We start from the raw sequence: 25235 nt of genomic DNA, 5'->3' as shown, positions 1-25235 counted from the left end.
AGATTTCGTAAGAGTCTAAATTCCGTGGAATCGAGTTCGCACGTGCATGCATGAATTATAAGGAATACACGAAGGCATTCCGATAGCTGCTTACAACACTAATCCTTGGACTGATTATAGTCGCGTTTCGAGACTTTAATCTTTAGCGACCAACAATAAAAATTCAGCCGTACCGGGAGATAACATGACGAATCAAGTACGCAATATCGAAGACTTACCATGGAGCCGATTTCACCGGCTGCTTACCTGGCGATCTGCTGGTGGCTCCTTCGTGGATGGATACGTTCTCAGCCTCATCGGTATTGCCCTGATGCCCGCATCAGCAGCGCTGGGTTTTGATAGCTTCTGGGAAGGAATGATCGCAGCCTCAGCGCTAGTTGGAATTTTCATAGGTGGCCTGTTCGGCGGCTGGCTTACCAATCGGTATGGCCGACGTGCGATCTACTACGTCGGGCCTATTTTGTTCACGGTAGGTTCAGTGGCCCAGTACTGGGTACAAGACGCACAAACACTTTTCCTATTGAGACTCCTCATCGGGATAGCAGTGGGTATCGAATACCCTGTCTCAACCTCGATGCTCGTCGAGTTCCTACCCAAAAAAGAGCGAGGCCCAAAGTTGGGATGGTTCGTTATCGTCTGGTTTATCGGCGCGGCAGTGGCGTATGTTGTTGGTGAGCTGATCCTGCGAATAGGGGGCCAGGATGCATGGCGTTTGGTGCTTGCCAGCACTACCGTCTTCAGCATAGCGCTTCTTTTGCTACGCATTGGTACCCCTGAGTCCGCACGGTGGCTCTTAAGCAAAGGCCGACATTCCGAAGCAGAGCAGGTGATCAAAAAGGTGTACGGCCATGAGTTTTCATTGAAAAACCTGCCTGAAGAACCTCAGTCGGTCAAAGTTTCCTTTTGGAGCTTGGTTCGTGCTGGCTACGGTCGTCGCATGCTATTTGTGTCAGTGTTCTGGACGTGTTCAATTGTTCCCATCTTCGCAGTCTATGCATTCGCTCCGAAGGTGCTCCAAGCACTCAACATCAAAGACGATTGGGCATCGATAGGCTCTGTGACAATCACGGCACTCTTTGTCGTCGGTTGCATGGTCGCTACGCGCGTAATCAATAGCCTTGGTCGCCGTAATCTACTAATCGGCAGTTTTCTGTTATCAGGACTTGCGTTGTTTGGACTAGGGATTTTTCACGAAGGTTCACCGACGGTGATTCTGGCCCTGTTCGGCGCTTATGCCGTGTTTATTGGCGGCGCCCAAGTTCTCACGATGGTTTATCCCAATGAACTGTTCCCGACCGAAATCAGGGCTCAAGCTATGGGCCTGGGGACATCCATATCACGCATCGGTGCAGCAGCAGGTACGTATGCTGTGCCAGTGGCGCTTGCTGATTACGGTATCGCGAATACTATGTACGCAGCAGCTGCCATAACCTTAGTAGGCTTGGTCGCCAGCTGGATTATGGCGCCAGAAACGCGGTCTCTGAGCCTGCAGCAAGCTGGCGCGCTGGATTAATCTGCTCGTTAGGGCGGTGGTACGTAACTCACCGCCCTCAGAACGAAAAACTGGCTACACATGCTTTCCACCACCAGGGGGGAATCATCAATAATCTGGATTTGGGCATATTCTCCGGCCAACTAGAAGAGCGAGTCAACCTCATGATACCAACTGCGAGCTCAGACAGATTCAAGCTAGATGAAGTCCTATGGGCTGAATTAGTCATAAATGGTAAGTTACTACCTGGCATCACTTACTTCATGCTAGAAAGTAACAATTCCTGGTGTAGTTACTGGATGAAAATGGACACTAACTGTCAATCAGTTTTACATCGCCACACTGACGTAGAGCTGATAATGATTTCGCAAGGGGAAGTCGAGGATTCCACTGGAACTATTTATGAGAAGGGTGATTGTGTAATCTACAAAAAAGACTCGGAGCACCAGCTGTACTCGAAGCATGGATGTATCATGCTCGTCATAGAGTCTACGCCGCCAATTATTTATTAAGCTAATAAAGAGGCGCCTAAACGGCGCTTTTAGGATTTATATATGCGGAATTTTGTCGATCAACCAATTGCGAAAGTTATCAACCCCTTTCTGGTTGCGGGTATAGCTATCGGACTCGATGAGCCAGAATTTTGAACCAGTTTTCAGCATGGGTTCCATTGGTTTTATCAGCATTCCACTTCGCAGATAATCATCGACAAGATATGACCATCCTAGTGCAACACCCTGCCCGTCCAAGCAGGATTGCAGTAGCATGGAGTAGCTGTTGATTTTTAGTTTACGCTTCGGCACTGGGGCAGGTATTCCCAACCCATCAAACCACTCCAGCCAACCGAGCCAATCCTTCTGCATATCTTCAAGATAAAGCCAGGTGCAGTCAGATAAGCTTTCAGGGGTAGTAAGATTAGGATTTTTGCGTAGATATTCAGGACTGCAGACAGGAAAAATCTCCTCATCAAACAATGCTGTGGCCCTGCACCCACGCGGTGGGAAACGCAGATAATTCAAAACAATATCGTATTGGGCCGTTTCACTTAAATTGTCCGAGGCAACGATCCTGAGTTCGATGTCTTCATTTAAGGCCTGAAACGTTGAGACTTTCGGCATGAGCCATAGGGATGTCATGGCCGTGGTGGCTGCGACCGTAAGCTCTTGGCTACCATGCACCCCACGAATTTTATCTGTGCCTTCCGCCAAAATGAAAAGTGACTTCCTGACTGTGTCGTAGTACTCCAAACCAGCTAGTGTCAGTTCCATTTTTTTTGTACTTCTATGCAAGAGCTTTTTGCCAAGATACTCTTCCAGCAACTTAATCTGTTTGCTCACAGCCCCCTGAGTAACATTCAACTCAATTGACGCCTGGGTAAAGCTAAGATTGCGCGCAGCAGACTCGAACGCGATAAGGCTATTCAGCGGAGGTAACGGAAAGCTTCTCATTTTAACCTCTTGGAGGTTTATTATTTTGATCGCCCATTGTACCCTATCGCTTGGCCTCACTCCAGAACTTTAAAATTTCCAGCCATGTAAATCTTCGTTTTTACCATATTTATTCGCCCCAAATGATGCTCAACATAAGACAATCAAACTCACAGGCCACCAGAAAAACTCTCCACAGATGCCGATTGGGCCTCATGGATTACGCTCCTAGAGCGAACAAGATCAAAAGACGACGGTTGATTATGGCGTAGATGAGGGAGCAACAGAACGTTTTCCTCTCCCGCAGACATACAAGCTCACACGCAATGAGCATCAACAAGTTACCGAAAACTATGAAATTACAATTTAGCAGTAATTATGACAAGTACTTAATGATTTATAACTCACTACGTGCGACGGCTATGGCGTTAAATCGAGATCAGCACAGCGGCACTACATCAACTGCGGATAAAGGTTGGCTAGCAGGCCTTGATCACTTTCTCGAGCAACTCTTCAAAATTTCTCATCGCTTAAGTAACTATTGCTGGAATGACTTGGATTCTTGTTCCTAGCGAAATACTCTGTGATGAAAAGATATTTTCACGTTAGCACCCTAATCATGCGCACAAGTTGAAACATCTGGATTTGCTGCTAACCGCTATTGGCTTACGAAGGTTGATGAACGGGATCAGCTTGGCTGCGGAGCTGAAGCAAAAATACCAGGTGCTCGAATTGATTATTTTATCACCGAATTTGCAGGTGATTGGTGTCTGGTCTCGGTCGACAGGACAATCCATTGCTGACCAAGCCCTTTAGTCTGAATGAACTAACTTTGCGCGTGCATTTGTTGCTTAACACTCCCACAGATAGCAGTTAACATCAGTGCTGGATTGCTGCCTAGTTTGAATGGGTGTCTAAATTAACTTGCCCCCCTCACGGTCGACACCTTTTAGTCAAAGGAAAGCTGTGGCGGTGCTCCGCCCCATCACTGAAAAAAACCGCGTGCCAACGCCATGTTGACGAACTAATGTCAGCAAGGCAATAAATAAAAGCAGCGAAAGCTACAGGCAACGCGCAGCAGTTGTATGCGGCCAGGACACGTGCTCAACGGGCTCCACTGACAGTATTCGCTCAGAATCAGCTTATCATCAACCTTGCTAATATCGCTCATCCGCTACATTGCCAGGAGATCCGGCGCACTCCAAAAACGCCGCATTGGCGATCAGCCGATTGTTAGTACTTTGCGAGCCAGCGCTTAAACACTCGCCGCACACGCAATACGCACCACGTCAGCCGATCGGCTTTGCACGGTGCAAGTGATCCAGCCCTGTGCCGTTGCTCCTCAACCTACATCAGCAACCTGAACGTAACTCACTTGGGTAAGCAGCCACTCACGGAAGCGATTAACGCTTTGGCGATTGGCCGAGCGCCCGCTGGGCTCCAACAGACAAAACCGGGCGTCGGTACGAAGCACTGTTTCGACCGGCCTAACTAAAGCACCGTTAAGCAGGTGGCTGTCCACCAGGTTCGACCATGCTAGCGCCACGCCTTGTCCCGCTAGCGCCGACTGAATGAGCATCGAATAACTGTTGATATCGATGCGATTACGGGGCTCGGTAGGCGGCAATCCATTGCGAAGAAACCATTCCGCCCAACCAACCCAGTCGCTTTGCGGATCTTCTAACCACAGCCATGTCGCCTCGCCCAGATGCTGTGGATCGGATAGCTGTGGATTACGTGCCAAATAAGCTGGACTGCAGACTGGGAATATCTCCTCGACGAACAGAGGCGTTACCCTGGCGTTTGTCGGTTGGGAACGGCAGTAGTACAGCGCCAGATCACAGTCCAGCTTGGAAAAATCGCCCATGTTGTCGGTGGCGATGATGCGCAGGTCTACCTCATCGTTCAGGTTCTTGAACACCGATACCCTGGGCAGGAGCCAAAGCGACGCCATGGCAGTACTGGTGACAACTGTCACACGCTGCGATCCTTGCCAATGGCGGATACCGGACGTGGCATGAGCGACTTGTTGAAGCGATTCACGCACAACGTCGCAGTATTGCTTGCCCACGGTCGTCAAGACGATTTCTCGCGTAGTGCGGCTGAAAAGGGGTTTGCCTAGGTAATCTTCGAGCAGTCGAATCTGGCGGCTGATAGCACCTTGGGTGACGTTCAGTTCACGAGCGGCTAGGGTGAAGCTCAAATGTCTTGCTGCAGCTTCGAACGCAACCAGACTGTTTAGCGGCGGCATCGGTTGGAGTTTCATAAGGCATTTCACGTCTAGTTATTTTTGTGTGGATCAGTGCAAGCTACAACATTGTCAGCCATTGTGCATCTGGCACATAGGACATTCGCGGTGTCGCCACTGTCCTCACCGAGCGGCCGGGCTGTTGTAGCAGGCAGCATGACCAATGCATCAGTGGTTCGCTGCATAGCCTGCGGTCTGAGTCCCTTACACCGAAAACCTTTCCGATGTGCCTCCAGCGGAGGGATGTGAGTCGTACGCGGCGTCCGCATCGTCCAACAGGTTGGCCTAGACCTTTTCCGGTATTGCCTTCAACCCGGCACACGCTGTGATGTACGCGGTGGCAGCGCCAAGACGGAAAACGGCTTCCTCCGTAGATTTTACAGAGCTGATAGCATCGATTCGAAGCATTGCTTTTCGAATAGCAAACTCTGTGGTGCCTAGGGTTTCGATTGAGTCCATTCGTTACTCCAGTATCGGGCTCGGGGGAACTATAGCGCTGTTAAAATCCACATCATCCCGCTTTTCAGAATACCCGCATCATCGCAAACATGTTTAGAACCTCTTCCTGTGCGTCCGGCGAAGTCATATCACACCTACCGCTTGAAGGCTTATTGCTACGGGTGCTATCTACGGACGCAGCTACCCTTGACGATACGTGTCCGTCGACAACCGCAGTCAACGCTTCGGGATAGTCTACTAAGCATCGCCTGCTCACATGCCCAACAGACGCCTCTGGTGCCCCAGTACGCTTCGTTTGCAGTGAAGACAGTTGCTCTATCGTGATTTGATCCAACGACGCGCTCATCATCGTCTGTTTTGCCTTCGATCCTGATGAGCGATTGGCCAAATGCGCAGCTCTTGTTTGAGCTCTGCAACGAGATTGGCTATCGCTCTGCTCGAAGTTAGGCTGCCGATGGGAACCCCGCTTCTGCTGACCTCGACTTTACGTGTTTTGGGATTGATCAGTTGGATACTGATAGTCCTGTCTGAGCTGACAGTGCATTTGCATTCAGTGGGAAGGAATGCGGATTCGAGCAGATGGCGTAGCTCAAGATGGGAAAGCATTGCTCACCTCACAAAGTCCTAATTTTTGTTTTGTCCACCGTTACGACAGAAGGTTAGCGTATCTTCATACAGCGTAGACGTGAATCTGAGTCGAGATGTGTCGCGCCATACTGCTTCTGCATCCGCCGCGCCGTATCCTGCAAATGTACGATTTATATTTTTCTACGTGCTGTACTGCGAAAATATGGACTGCTCGTTGGTACCTGCCGGGCTCTCAGACCCGCTGGGCCTCTAGCTCAATGCCGCTTCTGAGGTGAAAAACTTAGGTTTATCAATCTGCAGGGAAAACATGAGCTTTGAAACATCATTCTTTTTGGCTGTGATTTCAGATAGCCCGCGCACTTGTGAAAGCACGCGAGCCTATCAGTTAAGCGTCTTTGTCTTGCGCAAGACCCGAGCCGAGGTCTGCGCCAGTAATGGGGTTGCTTGACGGATCTGACATGGTACGAGTCTTCATAGCTTCGAGTACGTCGAAGTCAGCAGACGACAGAGTCACTGACGCCAGACCATCCCCGCCGTCCACGGCCGGCTCAGGGCTTTCAACGTACTCCCATTCATCCCCTTGATTCCATGGGCCACGGACGTTTGGCTCTCCAGACATATTGAAGTATTTGTTGGTGAACTCAGGCATCCCTGGAAGCTTGCCCTGTGGGAAATTCGGCTGGATAGAGTGCAGCGCTTTCTCGAATGACAATTGGTGAGCAATCTCACGGGTCATCAAAAAGCCAAGAGCTTCCTTCACCCCTGGGTCGTCAGTCACATTCATCAAGCGCTCGTAGACAATCTTTGCACGGGCTTCAGCTGCGATGTTCGAGCGGAAGTCTGCGGTTGGCTCCCCGATGGTATCAATGTAGGCAGCAGTCCAAGGCACCCCTGCCGAGTTAACCAGCGGTGCTCCGGCACCGTGCAGCAGGCTTGTGATGTGGGAGTCGTTGCCAGCGCCGTTCAGAGAACGGTACAGCTCACCTTCTTCTTCCACCCCTTCAGCGAGCTGGCCTTTGGCACCCTTGTTAAGCATCACAATGATAGAGCCGACGATCTCGAGATGGCTCAGCTCCTCAGTAGCGATGTCCATGAGCAAGTCTTTGCGACCTGGATCATCTTCGGCCAGCGCTTGGGTAAAATATCGTGCTGCCGCCGCCAACTCACCTTGGGCACCACCAAATTGTTCAAGCAACAGGTTGGCCAGGCCAGGATTGGGCTGAGCGACACGAACGGTGTACTGAAGACGCTTATTGTGTAAAAACATAGTCATTTCCTCAGGCGTTTTTCTAGATGATTAGGCGCTGCTTCGCTCAATGGAGCGGGAGGAAATGCAGCAGCGCCTTCATGGCCTGAGAGCCATAGCAAAACGGACTTGATCCATACAATTTTGCTTGACCTGACAAAAGGTAGGATGGCGAAAGTTTCAATGATTTTCCCAATAAGGACGATCAGAGCTATCTATCGATGGCTATCATGCCTTCTGAACCTATGGGGACATTCAACCGCTATACAGCACGCTCGAATTGCTGAGTTGAATAGCAATTCTCGGATGAAGGTGGTCTGTCCGAGTAGGGAACCATTTATCTGGAGTTCTGTTTAGGCAGATGGTTTGAAGATAGCCCGCTCATTCCTACGCGTTTGGCCGGTAGCTCATGGAAGGGGGCTATATGGAACAATCTACGTCAAAAGGGTACCGTGCAGAGGCTTTGGGCTGTCCCTGATACGAAGCCGATTCAGAGGAGTGCGCTACTTGGGAGTAGCAACAGCGGATACCGTTAGAACGTAACGATAGCGTACTCGCCACCCAACCATAGGGGTTCAGGCGTCTCACTCGATAGGCTCAGGAGCGAGGGATAGGAGGCGTTATTAATAAAGCCCTGTCACCACGCTTTGAGGACAGCGAAAACCAAACTCGCAATGCACCTCACATCGTTGAATATCCCTATAAACTCGAGGACGGCAGCTTGGGGCCTGCCTAGCGCTAAACCCAGCAGTTCAGGCCCAGATTTTGAAGCCTTACCGCTTAACCATCAAGCGATCGCTTGGACGCTGTTATGTGCTAACGACCGAAGATAATCACCGAACCCCTCTCGGCACCGGCAATCCAACCGTGCGCTCGTGGTCACACAATTCACTGTCGTCCAGGTAATAGAGGCCCCAGCATTTTTCAAGTCGTTGATCAGGTGCACATCTTCGTGCGCCTTCAGGGGTTTGAATCCCCCAACGCTTTTATAGGCTCGCGCATCAACGCCTAAGTTTGCACCATGAATGTGCTGATGGCCTTCGATAGGCGTATAGAGCGAATCATAGCGCTCGCGCACAGCATCTGAATGGAGCGACCAATCATCCACCTTTACCGTCCCACAGACCGCGTCGGTTTGAAATCGTAGCTGATCCGCCAGCCATGAGACGGGCACTGCCGTGTCTGCATCGGTAAACGCTAGCCATCGGGCACCCTGCTGAATCTGCAGGTCAGCCCCGGCTGCCCTTGAGCGGCCCACATTCTGATAGTCCACCTCGATGCTTTGTACTGGATAAGCAGCTACCACGTCTCCAGTAGCATCTGTACAAGCATCCATTACGATGAATATCTGAACATCTTCACCCTGCAACCTCGGATGGGCTGCAGCTGCGAGCAAGGATTCGATGCAATGGCCTATGGTCGCTTCTTCGTTATGTGCAGGGACAATGATTCCAATCATGAGACGCCCTCGGCTGCCGTCAGAACTCTGGTTACAGGGGTGGTAAGAAATCGACCTATCTATCGACTGAAGGTTGCAGATAGATACGGCAGGAACGTGACGGGGCGCCAGACGGTAACGAAGGAAGGCGGAGAGTTTGGAGTTGAAAGGATTCATGCATGGTCATCAGAAGTCAGCAGAAAGGTAAGCTGTGCTGATAGGCAAAGTCATAAAATGTGGCTGGAGCTTAAGAAGCCCTGGGCTGGGGAGACCCGGAACGTTGAGAAAACGTTACTAGATGCCAACGAGCGGATCATTGAAACAGACCTCATCAGCTTCTGAAAAGCGGGAGGCATACTCCCGCTAAGCCAAAAGCCTAGCCAAGCACCCGGTCGCGATGCCGGTCAGTAAATTAAGGTGCCGGTAGCGATACCCAGTCATAGGGGCGTTACGGGCAATTGTCCAACTCGCCCTACGGCTCACAGCCCCTCGCCTCTTAGCGCTTTAGAATGGAGCGGCTGCAACTGTTCCAAGGCGTACAGTGAAGCGGCGATCTGCACCTCGAGTCGATCACCTTCAAAATGACGAGTACCAGTAAAACTAGCATAGCGATCTTTCACCGCGAACAACCATGCAAAGCATATTGTCCCCGGCGCAATCCCCTCTATAGCATCGGGGCCAGCAACCCCAGTAGTGGCTATCGCCACGGTAGCGGGCCCACCCTTTAGCGCACCGTATGCCATTTCGCCCGCAACCTGCTCGCTCGTGAGGCCGTATTGATTGATCGTGTCGGCTTCGACGTGCAGGATCCGCTGTTTGGCTTCAGGAGAATAAACGACGTACCCGCTCTCCAGAAGCTGACCAGCGCCGGGCACGGAGGCCACTAAGGATATCATTTGGCCAGCTGTACAGGACTCTGCCGTGGACAGCAGCAACGAGTTCTGCCTGATGTATTCAGTGATCCTAACCAGCTCACTTTGATAATCGTCCATGAATCGCTCCACGGTATTAGCCTTTGGACTTTTTAGGGTCGGCGCTACGAGGATACGTGCGCTCCTCTTGGATGGTGCCATCTTCTTTATGGATCTTCAGCGAAGCGGTCTTTCCAGCAAGAAAATCAGTAGCTAATTTGACGATCTCTGCCTTCGTTTTAGCCGTCTTCGACGCTCGAGTAGCACCCTGTTTTTTCAGCTCCCAGCCATCGGTGGTGGTGGTGATGTGGTAGTTCTCCATTCCTACTCCCCTCTGCAGATGAGACTCGTGTGTATTTCACAGTGAGCGACTCGGCAAAGGCAAGTTCAGAATGATTTCTGCAGTGACGTGCCTGGGCGAATGTATCGGTGCAAAGGGAATCTTTTGATGCGGCGAAAATCAGTATGCCTAGTCACGTTTTTTCAAGGGGCCTACAGATGAAAAACCATCTATACATCATCGACTACATCATCCATGGCCAGCCCAGGAGCTTCGTGGTTCGCGCCGATAAGATGGATACCGTTGCCGCATGGCACTGGGCAAGCTGCGATGCCGGTTTTGGGTACATCCCGAAGAGTTCTCGCGACAAAACTAGAAAGACATCGAGGCCTGAGGCCGAGCGCCTTGGAATATCGGAAATGAAATGGCGCAGCGCAGAGCCCTCCGTTGCCTGAATCAGCTTAACTGATGCTAAAACGGCGAATTAGGTCATTCGGATAAAAGGTCGCGAATTGCTTGATCGAGAATGGCGCAGCAGATTGGCTAAACCTCTCGTCAACTGAACCACCAGGCTCAACATGCCGATTGAGGCGATCCGTACTATCGGCACAACGTAAATTTGATTACTACCGTGCAGATCTTGCCGTAGTGAGCCATAATCTATTTACTCTTAATCATCTCAGGAAATACGAATGTCTAAACTCGCTGAATTCCGCCGTCTCGAACGTCATCTTGCCGAACAACTCGCTGCACTGGAAGCCATGAAAGGCGACAAGGGGCTTGAGCAAGAAATCGAATTTGAGAGCAAATTGCGCGCTTTGCTGGGTGAATATAACAAAAGCCTACGGGACATCATTGCGATCCTGGATCCCCAGAATGACTCCAAATCTACCCGTACTGCGCCTGCCCCGGTCAAGGCGAGCCGGAAAGCTCGTGCATTGAAGGTCTATAAAAATCCGCATAATGGCGAGGTGGTCGAAACCAAGGGCGGCAATCACAAGACCCTAAAAGAATGGAAGGCAGAGCACGGCTCGGACACAGTCGAGTCCTGGTTGTCCTGATCGCATCTTCTAGGCGCCTAGGCGCTGTCAGTGCACCTACGGGCTCAGCCTAGCTTCCGAATGCGGGTTGAGAACTCGGTGACCTGCTGGGAAGATAAGCATTCGAGGCTCCCGAAGTGTTGAAGGTGCTGAACCATGATCTCGCGGCTTCCCGGTTGGCCGCTGACAATACGTCTGCATGTCTTCTCCAAAATCAACCTGGCAAGCTCTGGGTTGTCGATTTTTGACGCGTCAAAAGCTAGGGCAACCGCGCTAGCCAGCTCCCCTAAATCCGGGTTCGCTCTGTGCAAGGCGCGTAGGGCGTTTAGTTGCCTAGCTGTGATCGGTAACGACATAAGCCCTCTATGATCAACGTGTAGCCAGCACGCTTGCTACGTCCTTTAGACATTCGCTCCAAGCCTTACACAACAGCTAACAAGGTTAGTCTATAGGTTTTCTTTCCGTCAAGGTCATGGCCATCCGCCCCTGCTAGGCGTGTGAAGGACTCAGTTTCGCTATCTTCTGTTTAGACATTCGGTTGTAAGAGGCACCGCGATGACCACCGTAAGAAATTTGAGGGCGTATCAAGATCTTGCCATCAGCACCCAGAGGCATAGTGACTGGTAGAACGCGGACATCTTCCTTCTCGTAGGTACATTGGCCCTGCAGAGGTAAAGGCAGATAGCTTGATTGATCCTGCCTTCCGGGCATAGGGGTGAACAGTCAATCGCCAACCTGAAATGATCGGGAACTTGCGCAGACCGGTGACCCTCTTCTGTAGGTGATCCATAAGGAGTGATTAACCATGGAAACCTCAATTTTCTGGACAGCGTCCGCTGTGATCGTCTTGCTGCTAGACGTCTGGGTACTGACAAGCGTGTGGCGAAGCACCAAAAGCTCTGGTACGAAGCTAGGCTGGACGGTGTTGATTTTCATATTGCCTGTGGTTGGACTCGCTATCTGGGGCATCGCGGGGCCAAGAGGTGTTGCTATCCCCCCAACGTCTGATAGCCATAGCAAGGGCTGAAACCAATCACCTCAAACCTGTAAAAAGCTTTCATTGGAGGCAACATGTCAGATCCAAAGTTGAATGATATAGCCGATAGTAATCAGTTCCCGCCTGAAAATACTGATCCTCTTAGCCCTGGCCGTACTGACTTGAATCCGAGTGATGAGGCAGGCATTGATGAGCTGCCTAACAACGAAGTCGATGCGCCAAGTGATGAGTCAACTAATCCCTACGAGAATGGCGTCCCTGATATCGATCCCGACAACGCTGAAATGGATAAACAGCCAAACCCCCGATAACTTGATCAGCTCATTGAATGTCGTGCTGTGGTCTGAATTCGAGGCCATACTGGAAATGTGGATCGTTAGCCGAGCGGCAAGGAACGTCCCCAACAGGGGGCATTCCGACGATCCATAAAGGTGCCCTTGGGGGCTGAAATTGTTGGCCTGGAGCCTGTGTTAACACAGTGGTGACGCTCAAAATGGGTAGCGGAGTGTCTGCTTGATGCAGGTTTCAGGACTTCAGAGGGGCTTGATTTGGGTAGGCGCTTTCTCGCCTCGTCTTGCAAGGAATGGATCATTGAAGCGAATTCTCACTGGTGGCACCTCCAAGGATGTGCATCCTGAAGACCCATCTAAAATATTCGTTACAGTGCGCGACCGACTAGATTTCTATCGGAACGAAATCCAATGCGAAACTACCATTCTGTCTGATCGCAGCAATGCCTACTTAGGCGCGCAATCTTTTTTAGTTGTCGTCTACGCGTCGACCATGGCAAACCTGAATTCAGAATGGGGGAAATTCTTCACCTTGGTGCTGCCAGTGCTTCTTGCATTGTTCGGAGTAATCCTATCTGCTCAGGCTTGGCCTGGAATTAAAGCATCCTACGACGCTATCGATCACTGGTACGCTAAACAAACTTTCATGCTGAGCGGCGAACCGATAGCAAATGTAGATAAAGATGGTGCTCCCCTATTTCACCGTAGAGAAACAATGCAAAATGGAAACAATAAGGCCCTTGCGTTTTCAATGCGTGCGCCTTGGATATTCGGTAGCCTATGGGTTTTGCTAGGTTGTTTTTCAGCATATGTGCACTTTTGAAATCTAATTAACTAGTGACGCGTCCCGGACATACGCTTTTATAAAGCAATCTCAACCGCTCATCTTCAAGCATCTTTTCGCCTACTAATTGAGACAGGAGGTTGCAATCACTTTACCACCGGATGAATTTCCGTAAGCGCGTCCTGCAGCCATCACCAGAATCCATAGCAATGACTGCGTGTTCGCGGAAGACACTGTCTGTCGCTGCAAGCGGGGCTTACAGATCGATCAGACCTAAGAGCGGAAGATGGAAGCGATAGATCATAGACACCCAGTGGCTCGGTGTACAACAGCGGTTCGAAGCGGCCTGTCTAACTCCAAGCCGCACACCTTCAGTGACGGTGAACACGACCAATTGCAGCGTATTACTTGAACGAAGATAAGCAACTTCGTACCCCCGAACTTTAGCTAACCTGACCAATCTGGTAGAGTGACATAAGCATCTTTACCCTAAGCAGTCCGAGACATCACATGAGTTCAGAACTTACAGAAGATGAAATGAGGCAAGCGCTTTTCGGCGGCGTTGAGGTTTCTGCGCCGGCCACAGCTGTAGAAGCACCAGAACCTACTCCAGAATCCGTAGTAGAGGCTCCTGCAAAACCCCTCAAAAAGAAAACAGCAAACGCTTTCACACCCAGGCTTAGGGTCATCCTGCGCGTAGGGAACGATTTCGAAGGTCACACTCAGGAGATGACTCATGAGGCTGATACGCTAAGTACCCTTCTAGCTGAACAAGAGGCTACAAAGGTGGCAAGAAAGAAATTCAGATATGTCGAAGTGATTTCAGTTAAGCCTATCTAGTTCGATTAAGCCAACTACATACGTGCGCCATCTTCAGGTGTGCCAAACAGGGACAAGGAAAACCAATGTGGCTTCAGTAAAATACACTGCCATTATCGACGCAGACCCTCAGACAATCTGGCACGTCCTCAGACAGTTTGACAGCATCGCTGAGTGGCATACTGGTGTAGCACACTGCACTGTTGAGAGTGGGAAATCTGCGGACACTGGTGGCTCTATCAGAAAGCTCACTCTTGCCGAAGGGGGATTTGTACGTCAGAGGCTTCTGTCCATCGATAATGACCTGATGGAGTTCTCGTATGGCCATGAGGAATCCGAGCTTTGCATTACGGATTTCTTAGCTTCCATAAAGGTAAGGCCAGAAGGAGATGGCTCACGAAGTACGGTAACGTGGCAAGCGCATTTTGATATGACTAATCAGGACACAACCTATCATTCGATTGTCAGTGCTTTCATTATCAAGGGCCAGCAGAGCTTGGCCTCAAAGCTAATGGCTAGCATGACAATTACAGCGTGAGCGCATGAATTTGACATGCAACGTCTAAAGTCGTCTGGTCAGCTTGTCCCGTTGGATCCCAACGTTCGGTGAAATATGACATTCGTCAGTCCAAGGCCTCGAGCGATTTCTGTTATGCCCTGCTGATCTCGTGGCCATTTTAGCTGATCCGCTTTTTCCGCTGCGCCAGAGTGCAGCACGGCGTACGAAACCGCCGCATGACCAGTAAGGTGATCCACGGCTACCCCACCCCTCGTTGTACCAGGTACCCTATTCAATTAAACACCCGATGCATTACATGACTAGAGCGAAGGTATGCTATCGACTACGCAACGCTGCTGTTGGCTACTTGGCCGACATCCAGAGCCTCAGTAGCGACCCTTGAGGTGTTTGGTCACCCGAAACGGCGGAAATATGGGCCCGGATCGAATCTGATTCATTAGATTCCAGTAGCACGCTTTGCTAAAAAGATCATTCAGGTCGCTGGGATATTGATACCAGTCACGCGGATCGACTTCGTTGTTAGGATGGCTTCGTTCGTATTCTGGAACGAGATAAGTTTGAATGCCCCACCATAACTCATTCAAAAACTCGGCAATGGTGCTCACGTGATAGCTAGCGACGTCGTCGTGGAATGTCTGGTAGATATCTTCTTGTGCGAGTATCGCCTGGTATAGCTCGACGGGCTCGCCCGCTTGAGCCAGCTGCCTTTGCAATTCCTTTGATATGCCAATAGCCCGAAGGTAGTTATGTTTGGACAAGTTTCCCCCGATTTTCAAAACGAGCGATCTCGGAATTTTTAGAGTGACCTGCTTGCTTATAGTCGGAAGCCAGGCAGGTATCTGTACAATAGTGTCGAGCCAAGCGGCAAAATTATCGACTGCCTTTTTTAATCTCGTTACCGAACCTGCTTGATCAAAACTGGGGTTGTTCGCCGTCGTCCTAAGTGCGTTCAAATAAGTAGTTTTTGGCACCGGAGCGTCTCTATCTGTAGCGGACAAAAAATCGACCAGCGCAATTGAAAATAACTGTTTGTGAGCTGTGGTCGCAAACCAGATGTTCTGGTCGTTACCGCTGCCTGCGACCTCGAACATGGCTCTATTGACTATCGACTTGATGAGCTCCAGTGTCGCATTTAGGTAAACAACCTCCTGTTCCATTTCATTCATTGTGCTGACCCGGGTCGCGAAATTCGGCTGGTTGCCATAGTGGACTAAGTGACAAGCGGGACTCCTTTTTTGCATGCTCTACCGCCCACGCTAGGTCACCGTTGGTATGGACATGTAGTCAGGTGATGGTGAGAAGGCGCAGTATACGTTCGACCGAACGGTACTCCAATGCCACAACGACTCGTTCCGGGTGACCACCAAATCGTGGGAACTCAAGCAGAATATTAAATTTGGTGAGCTGATGAGTCGGTTGGCTCACCCACTCGAGATTATATAGGTAGTTCATCCGCAGCTTGCTTAGGATTGCTGCCTCGAGTTCAGTCTTAGTAAGTTCTGCCAAGCCTGCCTTTTGCAGTTTCCCGAGCTTCGTGGTCTGAAGGTATTTTTCGAATTTCGCGTCCTCAATGAAGACAGTGAATTCTGCCAGCGGTGCCGTAACAGAGGACATAGCCCTTACCGCGATCTCCAAGTCGTCGTCGGTGATATCGAGCAACAGGCGCTCAGGTTTGTACGAGAGGAAGGTGCCAAAATAGATCAATTGAATACTTCTGAGTCGGAAACCTTGTTTCACGTAGTCATGCTGGTGGAGGTTGTAATCTTGCGTATTCGGTCGATCATCTTCGTGACCCATGATGACCGTGTCGCCATGCTTGATTACATAGTTCATCAGTTTCAGCGAGATGAATGTTTTAGCTGCGCTGAAGTAAGTGCATCGCAAGTAGCCTACGTAGGCTGGAAGTTGCTGAAGTTTAAAGTCGATGGCAGCAACAGCACCTTCCGACAGGTTGTTCACGTATAAGACGAAGCACGTATTAGGCAGACGAAAACTCGTTTTGGTGCTGACCACTACGGGACTCAGCAGCGTGCGCGCGAGCGTATCGCTCGAGCCGAAGAGCTCACCACCCAGTATGCTATGGGTTGTTTTAGCACCCAGAGCTCTAAATAAGGCTTCGGTGCACTCCACTCCAGGCGCGAAGTTCCGGGTACAACGATGCGTATCGAAAAGGAACGCTACCTCGTGCTTTGTGGGTTGTGGGGTCAGGGCCGTTCTGAGAGACGCATAGTTGATCCCCTTCATTTGAAGAATGTCTACGCACTCTCCATGTAAACCTTGGATCTCAGTAAAGGTGCGTGCATCGCTGAGGGAGAAGTACTCCCGCATTACAGGGAGCAAACCGTTGTCACGAGCGTTCAGAGTATGAATCGAGGGCATATCATAGTACCTAAAGCGCTATTCCATAAACCATACTCGCTCAGGTGCCCCCTTCCAAGCTTTTTTCTCTTTATGAACAGGCAGCTTCTGGCCGATAGGTGACAGCCCATTCCCGGCATCCCTGCCGAGCACCGGCCTGCTACCGCATTGACTGCCCCCCTTAACCCTACGGTGCCCGAGCACCACCTATAATGGACGATCCTGCCATCACTAAGTTGAGCCACATCGACACCGCTAACGATAATCAGGTCGTTGGCTTGGACAGAGCGTCCATCAGACCCCCAACCCGATGCTCCTCCGCTACTCTGCGAACTACGAAGGACGCTCAGGCTCGAATTGCTTCAGTAGCCCGTCTGCAAGTCAGAGACAGCCGCCTGGCCGACTTAGATCACATCTAGCACAGCGGGAAAAGCTTATAGACGGCAGCATTCCGCACGGCGCTATCTCCCTCGTTGAACGCTTACTCCAAGTTAGCGCACAGCTGGGTAAGGTTAACCAGAATCGCCGGAACCGTTTGATCCAGTAGCTCACGTCGGCTCGATTATTCCTTGGCCGATCACAATCTTTGCGAATTGTGCGAGATCCTGAATCTGACCACGGCCCGTGCGATCTAGATGAAGGCCTGAAATACCCACGGTTCGCGGGCCTTCTTTGTCGCACCTCGGCGAATCCCCAATCATCACAACGCGGCCTGTTTCTCCGCTGAAGAAGTTTCCAGGTACTACACCCATTTGGTTGCAAACCGAGGTGTAGATAGCACGATTTGGCTTCATCACACCCAGTTCACAGCTGAATGCATACCCATCCATGTCTCGAAAAATCTCTCTGACAATTGGAACGTAGGGGGTCGCTAGGTTCGAGCAGATGCTGACTTTCAGCCCCGCTTCTTTCAACTGCTGTATGGCTACGAGCGCATCGGCGAAAGGGGTGATCGAGGACAGCTCCACCTCCAATGCTTGAATCAGCTCTTCACGCTTTGATGGCGAGAGAGCGATGCCGAGGTGTGAAGCCAATTCCAAGAAAGACAGGTTCATTGTCATCGCGATATGAAACGCGGCTGGGTCGAAGCTCATCCCCTGCCGGCGACCATGCTTGAGGAGTTCACGATAAGGATTTGTTCGTTCGCCAATTCGCACCACGGTGCCAAAAGCATCAAATATAACCCCGCTGATCATCTGTTTTTCCTCTTTGGCTTGCACCCCCGCTTAGAACAAGCGCACCACAGCCGACAATGACATCGTCTTCCTTCGTCCAGGCCCAAGCAGCACGTAGAGCTTGTATGCGGTCAGAAAGAACATTCCATCGTTGAACTCAACGAGCGGCGTTGACCGAAACCAGTGATGATTGGCACTGCTGGAGCTGTCGTACAACGCGTTGAAGACAAGCAGCATGACGGGCTGCTGCCCTTCGCTTGCAAGCTCCTCTGTGATGAGGTCAGGCGCATCCAAGTCCAGCCACACCCAATCTTCAACCACACAAAAGCTCTGGCCTGGAAATCGCTCCTTGGTGATGCGGATGGCTTCATGAAGCTCGACGCTGCTGCCTTGCATGACAGCACTGGGGCCGATGATGTCTTGTACGTCAATATTGGACATAAACCTCTACTCCTAGGGATGCGTCATTCCTGCGCACCAGAAAGCGTTCAGGTAGCCTCGGGTCGGCGTTTGATCGACGCGCCGCTTTCTGGAGGGTACTGCCACGGGCCTTCCTCACCGACAAGGACATAGGCGCTTCCACTGGATGTGAGAGCTATCCAATAGCCAGCAATCTCCAAGAAATTTGAAACTACAGAGGTGCGTATCAAACGCCCGCTCGCGAAGCGTGCCTTTCGGTCGAAATAGACAACGCCTTCAAAACAAAAGCCGCACAGTTGAGGGCAATACAAATAGCCGGTGATGGCTACTCCAAAATTGATTTTTGCTGCTTCGTCTACCGAGCGGGGAGCGGTCATTACGTCATGCCTCAGGCCCGTGATGTCGAGTGACAATCACGTAGTGGTCTTGGCCGGAGCGGCTTCGTACCAACGAAAAGCTCCCTACCTCCGTCAAACAGACTACCGGAGGAGTAACGACGGTCATGCCATCTCGGATGGCTCCAGATTGAACACGATGCGCGCACGCGGCGTATCGGTCACCGACAGGGGCAGCATCAGTCAGATAAGCGTCAACCATGACCCCCCAGTCAATCTGACGGGCTTCTTCAAGCTCGCGTGAGGCCTCGTGTATCGCTATGGAAGACACCACCTCTACCCTCCTATTCCGTCAAATAATCTCTACGATCTTGCCCGGTGCAAACCCCGTCGACTCCCCTGGATAACCCCGCTGGTTCGAAAGCACTCGACACCCGCTGAGCTGGACATCAATCGACTCGTGGGTATGTCCGAAAACCCAAAAATCGGCCTGCTCGACAAGACCATGCCAACTGTTGCAATACGCTGCCGTCAGATGCCCTTCATGCCCACCCCCGACTTCAACAAGAGGCGAATGGTGTGTGATGACAACGGTGCGTCCTGGGAATGGCCTACTTAACTCTTGTGTTAGCCATTCCTTCGCCTGTCGATTTCGACATATCACATCGTCAGGGCGCAGACGCCGGTAGTTCGGGCCTGCACGTATGACTCTGAAATCCGTCATGGTTTGTCGGGCTATCGACGTTGCCGCAACCATGTCTCCGCTCGACGTGAAATCTGTCCAGCAAGTTGTGCCGAGAAACCTGATTTGATTCCAAACAAACGTATCGTTTTCCAAAAGGTGGACATGAGGCGCAGCGGCCTGTCGAGCCTTCTCCAACATTCGATCGAAGTGTCCGCTGTAGAACTCGTGGTTACCCAGCACATAAACGACATCGCAGCTGAACGTGTCATTCGCCCATTCGACACCTCGGGTTTTGGTGTGGATATCACCCGCCAGGATCACAAGGTCATAGCCATCGGGCTCGGGGCTGAAATCACAGAACTCAATATGGAGGTCGGACAGCACGTAAGCCCTCATAAAGCAGCACCCTTAAAGTCGGCTTATGCGTAAATTGATTCGGGTTGCTTCCAAAGCCCCGACTCACGCTTTCCAGGTAGCCAGGCTTCAGGAGTGCCCCATATGGAAGCACATCATAACTCGAGATAGCCATTATAGCCATAATACTCTGTTTATTGGCTACTGCGATCTGTGGCTATATCCTCGCTTTTTGGGGATGCCTATGCACCTGAAAACCGAGCTAGCCGCAGCGCTCAGGGCGATTCGCGAGCAACGCGGCGTAGGGCAAAAGGAGCTGAAAGGAGCCTCGTTTCGTACCACTCTCGGTCTCCTAGAGCGTGGCGAAACCGACATCACCATCGGGAAGCTTTCGGAGATTGCTGAGGCATTGGACTTCGATATCGTCGCGCTCCTAGCCCTTTGCGTGTCTCTAAAGCGCGGGGAGTCGTTCGAGGCTGCGCTCGCGTGTGCTCACAATGGGCTAGCGATCTTCGCTACATCGGGCGGGCTTGATCTGGTTCAGGCCCAGCTGGAAGGAACCCAGTTGGCCAAGCGACCACTGGGGTATCCGCTTAAAGCACAGAACCGCGAGGCGGTACTGGCGCTTAAAGCTCAAGGAAAGACCCGGGCGGAAATTGCCGCCGTCCTGGGGATTCCCTATACGTCGGTGCGCAGGTATTGGAGCTCGGACTCAGTCTCGTAATGATGCCACTGTATAATCGCATGCGTCGCATTCTTACTAAGAAAAGGAAATGGCCTGCTGCGCTTTGAGTGAGGCCGGAACAAATGATAAGAAGTTTCACCCCGCCTTCATTAGCCAAATGACTCGCCGCCGCCGCGCACTCCATCGATGAATCATGTTGGTCAAATCCGATGCAACCGGTAGTCAGACATAACGCAAATGACTGGTCACATCGACTGCACGTAGGGGGTCAAGCGGAGCGCAATTCCGCAAGGGATTAATCCTTGATGAGATCCCCTGCTCGGTAGCAGAGCCCACCCACTTTATTAACGGAGCGCGAGATCATTGAGCGTCTAGACTGAGGTTTTAGACTTCAAAAAGGACACTGGAATGAGCGAGTCACCCTACATTGTGCACCGTGAAATTTTGCTTGATGGCAAGTACGGAACCGCCTACTCGCTTCAAGAGTTCATCTTGTACCAGTACGACTCTTCCAGGTATTCGTTCGAAATCGATGAGCATCGGGGCGGATTCGACAGCAGACACCTTCAGATGTACCAGGATATGAAGCAGTGGTTTTGGGCAAACGGTCGGTCGTCTGATGGTTTTATGGATCTCGCCGAGACCATCCAAGCTAGGTGGATTCGTCAGGCTGAAACCAACCTTGATGAGCTTGTTCAGCTCCGGCAGATGCGTCACGAAGACTACCCGAATGAGGCGGGAACCACCCAGCTGGAATCGTACCGTACGGATTTAGAGAACCACGAGATGTTCCACCGCCGTTATGTAGCCAAGGGCTACATCGACGAGTGAGTGCAATGCGGTGGTGACCTAGCGTTGACGCCAACATGGCGCTAAGCCGTCGTTGCCTCACCAAAGGCGGCCACCGCCCGATACCCTAGCCCCTTAGACGCCTAGGAATATGGATTAGGGGCACAGGAGCTGGCTGCCAAATTCAGCAAGCTTTCGTTCCAACCCACTACCTTCAAGTGGAAAAATAGGCCTTCGACAGATATCTGCCGTAAGCTCATATACCAAGCTGGCCTTGTGCCGCCTCGCTTGTGCTGACAGGATGCGATTCCTCCAAGGATGGCATTGCACAATGACAGATCAAACTTTCACCTCCGTCATGCACATACTCGACGTTCTATACAAGCTATGGCCCATCGCATGCGGGCTGCTGGTCATAGGGGCTGTGTTTTGGCGTACCCGTTCGTTTTTCTTCCTGTTTCATCAAATTCTGAAATGGCTGGGACTCGAAGGAAAATATACGAACACAGACGATCAAAAGGTTGCTGACGAATACTTGGATTTGAACAAATTCAATCTGAAGACTGGCTTTCGCCTTAAGTCGGTCAAGGCCAAGACGCAGCTACATGGATGGCTGAATGAAAATGATCTGGAATTCGCGGAGGTACGCCACGCGGGTTGGTATTTCAAAGCCAACAAACTAATCTTCGAAATACCGAGCAGAATGCAGATATGGGTCTTTCGGGTACTGTTTCTTGCGCTGGGATGCTTATTCGTGGCCACGGGCTCGATCCTCCAGAACCCAGACCAGGCCATGCTTAAAGTCACAGCGACGGACACTTGGTTTTGGGTGGGGAAAAACGAAGCTACTAGTGTACGATTCGACCTCCCCGGTACCCTCCGAGGCGATGCGTGGAAAATACAGCAGCATGACTGCCGCTACGGTGATGCCCCCGTTCCGCTAGATAGCAGCTGGGACAAAGACGTCATCTGTCGTCTGGTGCTGGGTTTCAACGACAGTTACATAGCTGATGCGATTGAAACGCAGAAAACATCAGGTTTAGCGCTAGTCTTCATGGGGTCTTTGAGCTTTGTCTTGGTGGCCATTTTTACGTTCTGGCAACTTACGGCGGTCAAGCTTCAGAGACGGATAATCGGGGAGGACTTGTCTACGCCCGCTAGCCCAACGTACGACTCGTGGAAGCCTTGAATGGTTAGACATTACCTATCTTCAATTCCGAGTTAGCGGGGTAACTGAGCAGGCTTTGACAACGTGACACAACCTGCTTCAATCCGGCGAGCGAGGTGCACAAAGGTTCTGGGCGTAGCAGTCGATATAACCCGATGTGTGACTTCCTCTCCGGAGATTTACCGCTCTTCCATCTTCACGCACGGCAGCAAAACGATACACCCATTGCCTACGCGGATAGTAGCTTTCCCGCCAACCGGCAAGCAGAGCTGGCCGGCGTGAGAGTTGACACACGGGCCGATACGACATTGGTCACACCATGCATTTTGCATCCATGCAGGAGGTATCCCCATAAGTGGCCAAGGAATATGATCACGCTCGAAGCGTTTGATTGTTGATCAACGTAAGTTCTCTGAACCATCTCGGATTTGCGTGCAGTCCAGACAGCCAAGCTTACAACACCAACCCCTTCATCTCATGCCTTGATCACTAGCAAACTACTTTAAATATTACCCAACTGACTTCCTGCATACCCCCAACTCAAAAAGCGTCAACGGACTTAAGGCTTGCGGTGATACTTACTCCTCGGCAATATGGAGGTACAAGAGCGATAAAAATGGAGCAAAATGTATGACCACCCTTAGCATAATGATTGCCGTCAATGCATGCGACGAATCAAACTTCATGATCCGCAGCCGTATCGAGAAACAGGAATCAATGTGGGCGTCCGACTTTCAACTGATAGGCTTGGCATACCGAGAGTCTGACGCTATTAGAAAACGAATTACAGAGAACCCCTATGCTGCAAAGGCGTGCTTTGTTGGAGCCCTGATCGGTTGCGGGGTGACTCTAATAGACGCTGAAACTCTTCTGACTGCAAAAGGATGGAAGCGCCGGATGAAGCTGACTTGGGCATTATTGAACGAGCATGAGCGGGCTGACGCTCGGAGCCTTGACTATTCCATTTATGAGAACTACTGGCCAAACCTTGCCTTTATGGATGCAAACTACCCTCCCCTCATCTAAACCTATTTCCACTAACGATTCGGAATGGAGCGTCTACATGCTCGACCGGAAAGCAGGCTCTGAGGGAGGATCGTTAGATCACTTATATTGCAGGCATACCCGTGCGTTAAGTTTAGGTTAGGATCTTATTTGAAGTCGGCAGGTAACGGCTTCATCCTCCGCCTCCCGCAATGGCCATGAGCTGTGGTGTGTCAGATAGATTCAGCCTAGAGCACTCTCAATCAAAAACACCGCTTAAGCTTTCCCAGCAGGAGCAGGAGCAGGAGCAGGAGCAGGAGCAGGAGCAGGAGCACCAAAGCCTTGTGGGCTTTGGAATCAAAAGCAAGGGCAAGGGCAGTCAAAGCCTCGAGGGCTTTGACACCAAAGATGGCTTGTCTAGAAATTTCTCGACATCAGTATTCCCAAACTGGACGGGCTGGAAGTGCTGACCCGGTTTCACGGCATGAACGTCCCCTACAAGATCCTGGTACTGACCGCGCAGGCCCCTGCCCTGTTCGCCATACGCTGCATGCAGTCAGGCGCTGCCGGTTTCGTGTGCAAGCAGGAGGCCTTGAGCGAACTGATCAGCGCCGTGCGCGCGGTATTCTCCGGTTATAACTATTTCCCTAGCCAGGCGTTGATTCCGTCTCGGGAAAACGAAGGACAACTCGAAGAGCTCGAACTTTTCAAGACCATCAACGACCGTGAGTTGATGGTCTTGCAGTTATTTGCCCAGGGCCGCAGCAACAAGGAAATTGCCACCGGCATGTTTCTCAGCAACAAGACGGTCAGCACCTACAAGAAACGCCTGATGCAGAAACTTCAAGCGAACTCGCTGGTGGAACTTATCGAAATGGCCAAGCGCAATGCATTGGTGTGATTGACCGCATGACCCACATCATTGACGAACTCCAGGCCTTGACCGGCGGCGATATTACACTGACCCGGCGACTGCTCGAGGAAGTCCTGCGCAATTGCGCGCTCGACTGCGAAAACCTGCTTGCCATTGCCCCTGACGATCACCCAGGCATGCTCGACATTGCCCACAGGATCAATGGCGCGGCCCGCATCGTCCAGGCGCGCGCTGTCTATGAAGCCTGCCAGGTACTGGAGGCCAGTGACCCGCATGACGACCTGCGGCCTGGACGTGACGCCCTGCACCTGGCACTGGTGCAGTTGCAGACGGACTTGCAACGCACGCTGGCCAAGCTTGACGAATGATTGCATCTGGTTGCAACGCCCCGTGCAGGCTACGTGCGGTTCATTTGTCACTGAATCGGGCAGGCGAGCGGCTTAACTGGTAAACTGCGCCGCGATATTACCTAAGAGGATTGTTTCATGGCCACTAACCGCTCCCGTCGTCTGCGCAAAAAACTGTGCGTCGACGAATTCCAGGAATTGGGTTTCGAATTGAACCTGGACTTCAAGGAGGATTTGGGTGACGAGGCAATCGACGCATTCCTCGACGCATTCCTGACCGAGGCGATGGACGCCAACGGCCTCGACTATGTTGGCGGCGACGACTTCGGCCTGGTGTGCTCGGCCAAGCGTGGCTCGGTCACCGAAGAGCAGCGCAGCGTCGTCGAAGCCTGGCTCAAGGGCCGCGACGAACTGACCCGCGTCGAAGTCAGCCCTTTGCTGGACGCCTGGTACCCCGAGAAGCCGATCAATCCGGCTGCTTGATGTCCTGCTGAAAAAGGCCACCTTCGGGTGGCCTTTTTT

The 25235-nt window shown here is 51.5% G+C and carries 29 protein-coding genes and 1 pseudogene; 16 read left to right on the top strand and 14 right to left on the bottom strand.

Going from position 1 to position 25235, the window contains the following annotated elements:
- The first annotated feature begins 184 nt into the window (after positions 1–184).
- Positions 185–1513 (top strand): MFS transporter, encoded by a 1329-nt coding sequence (locus tag LT40_RS07015; protein WP_043188144.1) that lies wholly within the window; start codon positions 185–187, stop codon positions 1511–1513.
- A 527-nt stretch (positions 1514–2040) separates the two neighbouring features.
- Here the strand turns inward: LT40_RS07015 and LT40_RS07010 are convergent.
- The 7 genes from LT40_RS07010 to LT40_RS06985 all read right to left on the bottom strand — a co-directional run bounded on the left by LT40_RS07010 (position 2041) and on the right by LT40_RS06985 (position 10131).
- Positions 2041–2940: a LysR substrate-binding domain-containing protein gene (locus tag LT40_RS07010; protein ID WP_043188126.1), complete on the bottom strand. Its 900-nt coding sequence runs from the start codon at positions 2938–2940 to the stop codon at positions 2041–2043.
- Between the two features lie 1321 nt (positions 2941–4261).
- Positions 4262–5185, bottom strand: a complete 924-nt coding sequence (locus tag LT40_RS07005; RefSeq protein ID WP_043188121.1) for a LysR substrate-binding domain-containing protein — start codon at positions 5183–5185, stop codon at positions 4262–4264.
- 786 nt (positions 5186–5971) lie between these two features.
- Positions 5972–6232 carry a DUF1652 domain-containing protein gene (locus tag LT40_RS21980; protein WP_084139733.1) on the bottom strand — a complete coding sequence of 87 codons (261 nt, stop codon included), beginning with the start codon at positions 6230–6232 and terminating at the stop codon, positions 5972–5974.
- 367 nt (positions 6233–6599) lie between these two features.
- Entirely contained in the window at positions 6600–7481 is an 882-nt protein-coding gene (locus LT40_RS07000; protein WP_043188116.1) for a manganese catalase family protein, read from the bottom strand.
- Positions 7482–8247: 766 nt separating this feature from the next.
- Positions 8248–8919: a glycosyltransferase family 2 protein gene (locus tag LT40_RS06995; protein WP_043188113.1), complete on the bottom strand. Its 672-nt coding sequence runs from the start codon at positions 8917–8919 to the stop codon at positions 8248–8250.
- Between the two features lie 458 nt (positions 8920–9377).
- A complete protein-coding gene (locus LT40_RS06990; protein WP_043188111.1) occupies positions 9378–9890 on the bottom strand; it encodes a CinA family protein in 513 nt (170 codons plus the stop codon).
- A 16-nt stretch (positions 9891–9906) separates the two neighbouring features.
- Positions 9907–10131, bottom strand: coding sequence for a DUF2188 domain-containing protein (locus LT40_RS06985; RefSeq protein ID WP_043188109.1), 225 nt, complete (start codon positions 10129–10131; stop codon positions 9907–9909).
- Positions 10132–10307: 176 nt separating this feature from the next.
- Here LT40_RS06985 and LT40_RS06980 point away from each other — a divergent pair, with 176 nt between their 5' ends.
- Together LT40_RS06980 and LT40_RS06975 are read left to right on the top strand one after the other, a co-directional pair.
- On the top strand, positions 10308–10544 hold the full coding sequence (locus LT40_RS06980; RefSeq protein ID WP_043188107.1) for a DUF6555 family protein: 237 nt from the start codon (positions 10308–10310) through the stop codon (positions 10542–10544).
- A gap of 237 nt (positions 10545–10781) precedes the next feature.
- On the top strand, positions 10782–11150 hold the full coding sequence (locus LT40_RS06975) for a histone-like nucleoid-structuring protein, MvaT/MvaU family (protein ID WP_043188104.1): 369 nt from the start codon (positions 10782–10784) through the stop codon (positions 11148–11150).
- A 44-nt stretch (positions 11151–11194) separates the two neighbouring features.
- On the opposite strand, the gene LT40_RS21800 is transcribed toward LT40_RS06975, so the two are convergent.
- Entirely contained in the window at positions 11195–11485 is a 291-nt protein-coding gene (locus LT40_RS21800; RefSeq protein ID WP_043188100.1) for a hypothetical protein, read from the bottom strand.
- Between the two features lie 449 nt (positions 11486–11934).
- Between LT40_RS21800 and LT40_RS06965 the strand changes: the two genes are divergently transcribed.
- From LT40_RS06965 to LT40_RS06955, 5 genes are all read left to right on the top strand, one after another.
- The gene (locus LT40_RS06965; protein ID WP_043188096.1) at positions 11935–12156 is read left to right on the top strand and encodes a PLD nuclease N-terminal domain-containing protein; all 222 of its coding nucleotides are present in this window, start codon (positions 11935–11937) and stop codon (positions 12154–12156) included.
- A 44-nt stretch (positions 12157–12200) separates the two neighbouring features.
- Positions 12201–12437 (top strand): hypothetical protein, encoded by a 237-nt coding sequence (locus LT40_RS21110; RefSeq protein WP_084139732.1) that lies wholly within the window; start codon positions 12201–12203, stop codon positions 12435–12437.
- 280 nt (positions 12438–12717) lie between these two features.
- Positions 12718–13239, top strand: coding sequence for a hypothetical protein (locus tag LT40_RS21105; protein ID WP_084139731.1), 522 nt, complete (start codon positions 12718–12720; stop codon positions 13237–13239).
- A gap of 471 nt (positions 13240–13710) precedes the next feature.
- Positions 13711–14040, top strand: coding sequence for a hypothetical protein (locus LT40_RS21100; protein WP_084139730.1), 330 nt, complete (start codon positions 13711–13713; stop codon positions 14038–14040).
- 67 nt (positions 14041–14107) lie between these two features.
- Positions 14108–14557, top strand: coding sequence for an SRPBCC family protein (locus LT40_RS06955; RefSeq protein ID WP_043188090.1), 450 nt, complete (start codon positions 14108–14110; stop codon positions 14555–14557).
- 347 nt (positions 14558–14904) lie between these two features.
- Here LT40_RS06955 and LT40_RS20905 read toward each other — a convergent pair whose 3' ends face one another.
- The 6 genes from LT40_RS20905 to LT40_RS06930 form a co-directional block, all read right to left on the bottom strand.
- Positions 14905–15705, bottom strand: coding sequence for a hypothetical protein (locus LT40_RS20905; protein ID WP_052393284.1), 801 nt, complete (start codon positions 15703–15705; stop codon positions 14905–14907).
- 118 nt (positions 15706–15823) lie between these two features.
- Positions 15824–16918 carry a hypothetical protein gene (locus tag LT40_RS06945; protein WP_043188088.1) on the bottom strand — a complete coding sequence of 365 codons (1095 nt, stop codon included), beginning with the start codon at positions 16916–16918 and terminating at the stop codon, positions 15824–15826.
- Between the two features lie 527 nt (positions 16919–17445).
- The gene (locus tag LT40_RS06940; RefSeq protein WP_043188084.1) at positions 17446–18093 is read right to left on the bottom strand and encodes an HAD family hydrolase; all 648 of its coding nucleotides are present in this window, start codon (positions 18091–18093) and stop codon (positions 17446–17448) included.
- A 30-nt stretch (positions 18094–18123) separates the two neighbouring features.
- The gene (locus LT40_RS06935) at positions 18124–18513 is read right to left on the bottom strand and encodes a DUF6957 family protein (protein ID WP_043188082.1); all 390 of its coding nucleotides are present in this window, start codon (positions 18511–18513) and stop codon (positions 18124–18126) included.
- Between the two features lie 47 nt (positions 18514–18560).
- Positions 18561–18869, bottom strand: a complete 309-nt coding sequence (locus LT40_RS21095; RefSeq protein ID WP_084139728.1) for a hypothetical protein — start codon at positions 18867–18869, stop codon at positions 18561–18563.
- A 310-nt stretch (positions 18870–19179) separates the two neighbouring features.
- Complete coding sequence (locus LT40_RS06930; RefSeq protein WP_043188075.1) at positions 19180–19908, bottom strand: metallophosphoesterase; 729 nt, start codon at positions 19906–19908, stop codon at positions 19180–19182.
- Positions 19909–20110: 202 nt separating this feature from the next.
- Here LT40_RS06930 and LT40_RS06925 point away from each other — a divergent pair, with 202 nt between their 5' ends.
- From LT40_RS06925 to LT40_RS06890, 8 genes and pseudogenes are all read left to right on the top strand, one after another.
- Positions 20111–20590, top strand: a complete 480-nt coding sequence (locus tag LT40_RS06925; protein ID WP_043193403.1) for a helix-turn-helix domain-containing protein — start codon at positions 20111–20113, stop codon at positions 20588–20590.
- A 369-nt stretch (positions 20591–20959) separates the two neighbouring features.
- Positions 20960–21382: a hypothetical protein gene (locus LT40_RS06920; RefSeq protein WP_043188074.1), complete on the top strand. Its 423-nt coding sequence runs from the start codon at positions 20960–20962 to the stop codon at positions 21380–21382.
- A gap of 289 nt (positions 21383–21671) precedes the next feature.
- Positions 21672–22529 (top strand): DUF6216 family protein, encoded by an 858-nt coding sequence (locus tag LT40_RS06915; RefSeq protein WP_043188073.1) that lies wholly within the window; start codon positions 21672–21674, stop codon positions 22527–22529.
- A 609-nt stretch (positions 22530–23138) separates the two neighbouring features.
- A complete protein-coding gene (locus LT40_RS20900) occupies positions 23139–23534 on the top strand; it encodes a hypothetical protein (RefSeq protein WP_052393282.1) in 396 nt (131 codons plus the stop codon).
- Between the two features lie 188 nt (positions 23535–23722).
- Positions 23723–23962, top strand: a complete 240-nt coding sequence (locus LT40_RS06905) for a hypothetical protein (RefSeq protein WP_043188069.1) — start codon at positions 23723–23725, stop codon at positions 23960–23962.
- Positions 23920–24393 (top strand): annotated as a pseudogene (locus LT40_RS06900) (LuxR C-terminal-related transcriptional regulator); the annotation flags it as partial. The gene LT40_RS06905 and the pseudogene LT40_RS06900, both read left to right, overlap by 43 nt.
- Before the next feature lie 8 nt (positions 24394–24401).
- On the top strand, positions 24402–24734 hold the full coding sequence (locus LT40_RS06895; RefSeq protein WP_148308521.1) for an Hpt domain-containing protein: 333 nt from the start codon (positions 24402–24404) through the stop codon (positions 24732–24734).
- 117 nt (positions 24735–24851) lie between these two features.
- Positions 24852–25196 (top strand): YggL family protein, encoded by a 345-nt coding sequence (locus tag LT40_RS06890; protein ID WP_043188063.1) that lies wholly within the window; start codon positions 24852–24854, stop codon positions 25194–25196.
- The last annotated feature ends 39 nt before the right edge of the window (positions 25197–25235 follow it).

It is taken from the genome of Pseudomonas rhizosphaerae (assembly GCF_000761155.1).
Taxonomy (GTDB): domain Bacteria; phylum Pseudomonadota; class Gammaproteobacteria; order Pseudomonadales; family Pseudomonadaceae; genus Aquipseudomonas; species Aquipseudomonas rhizosphaerae.
This window is presented reverse-complemented; position numbering and strand designations above follow the sequence as displayed.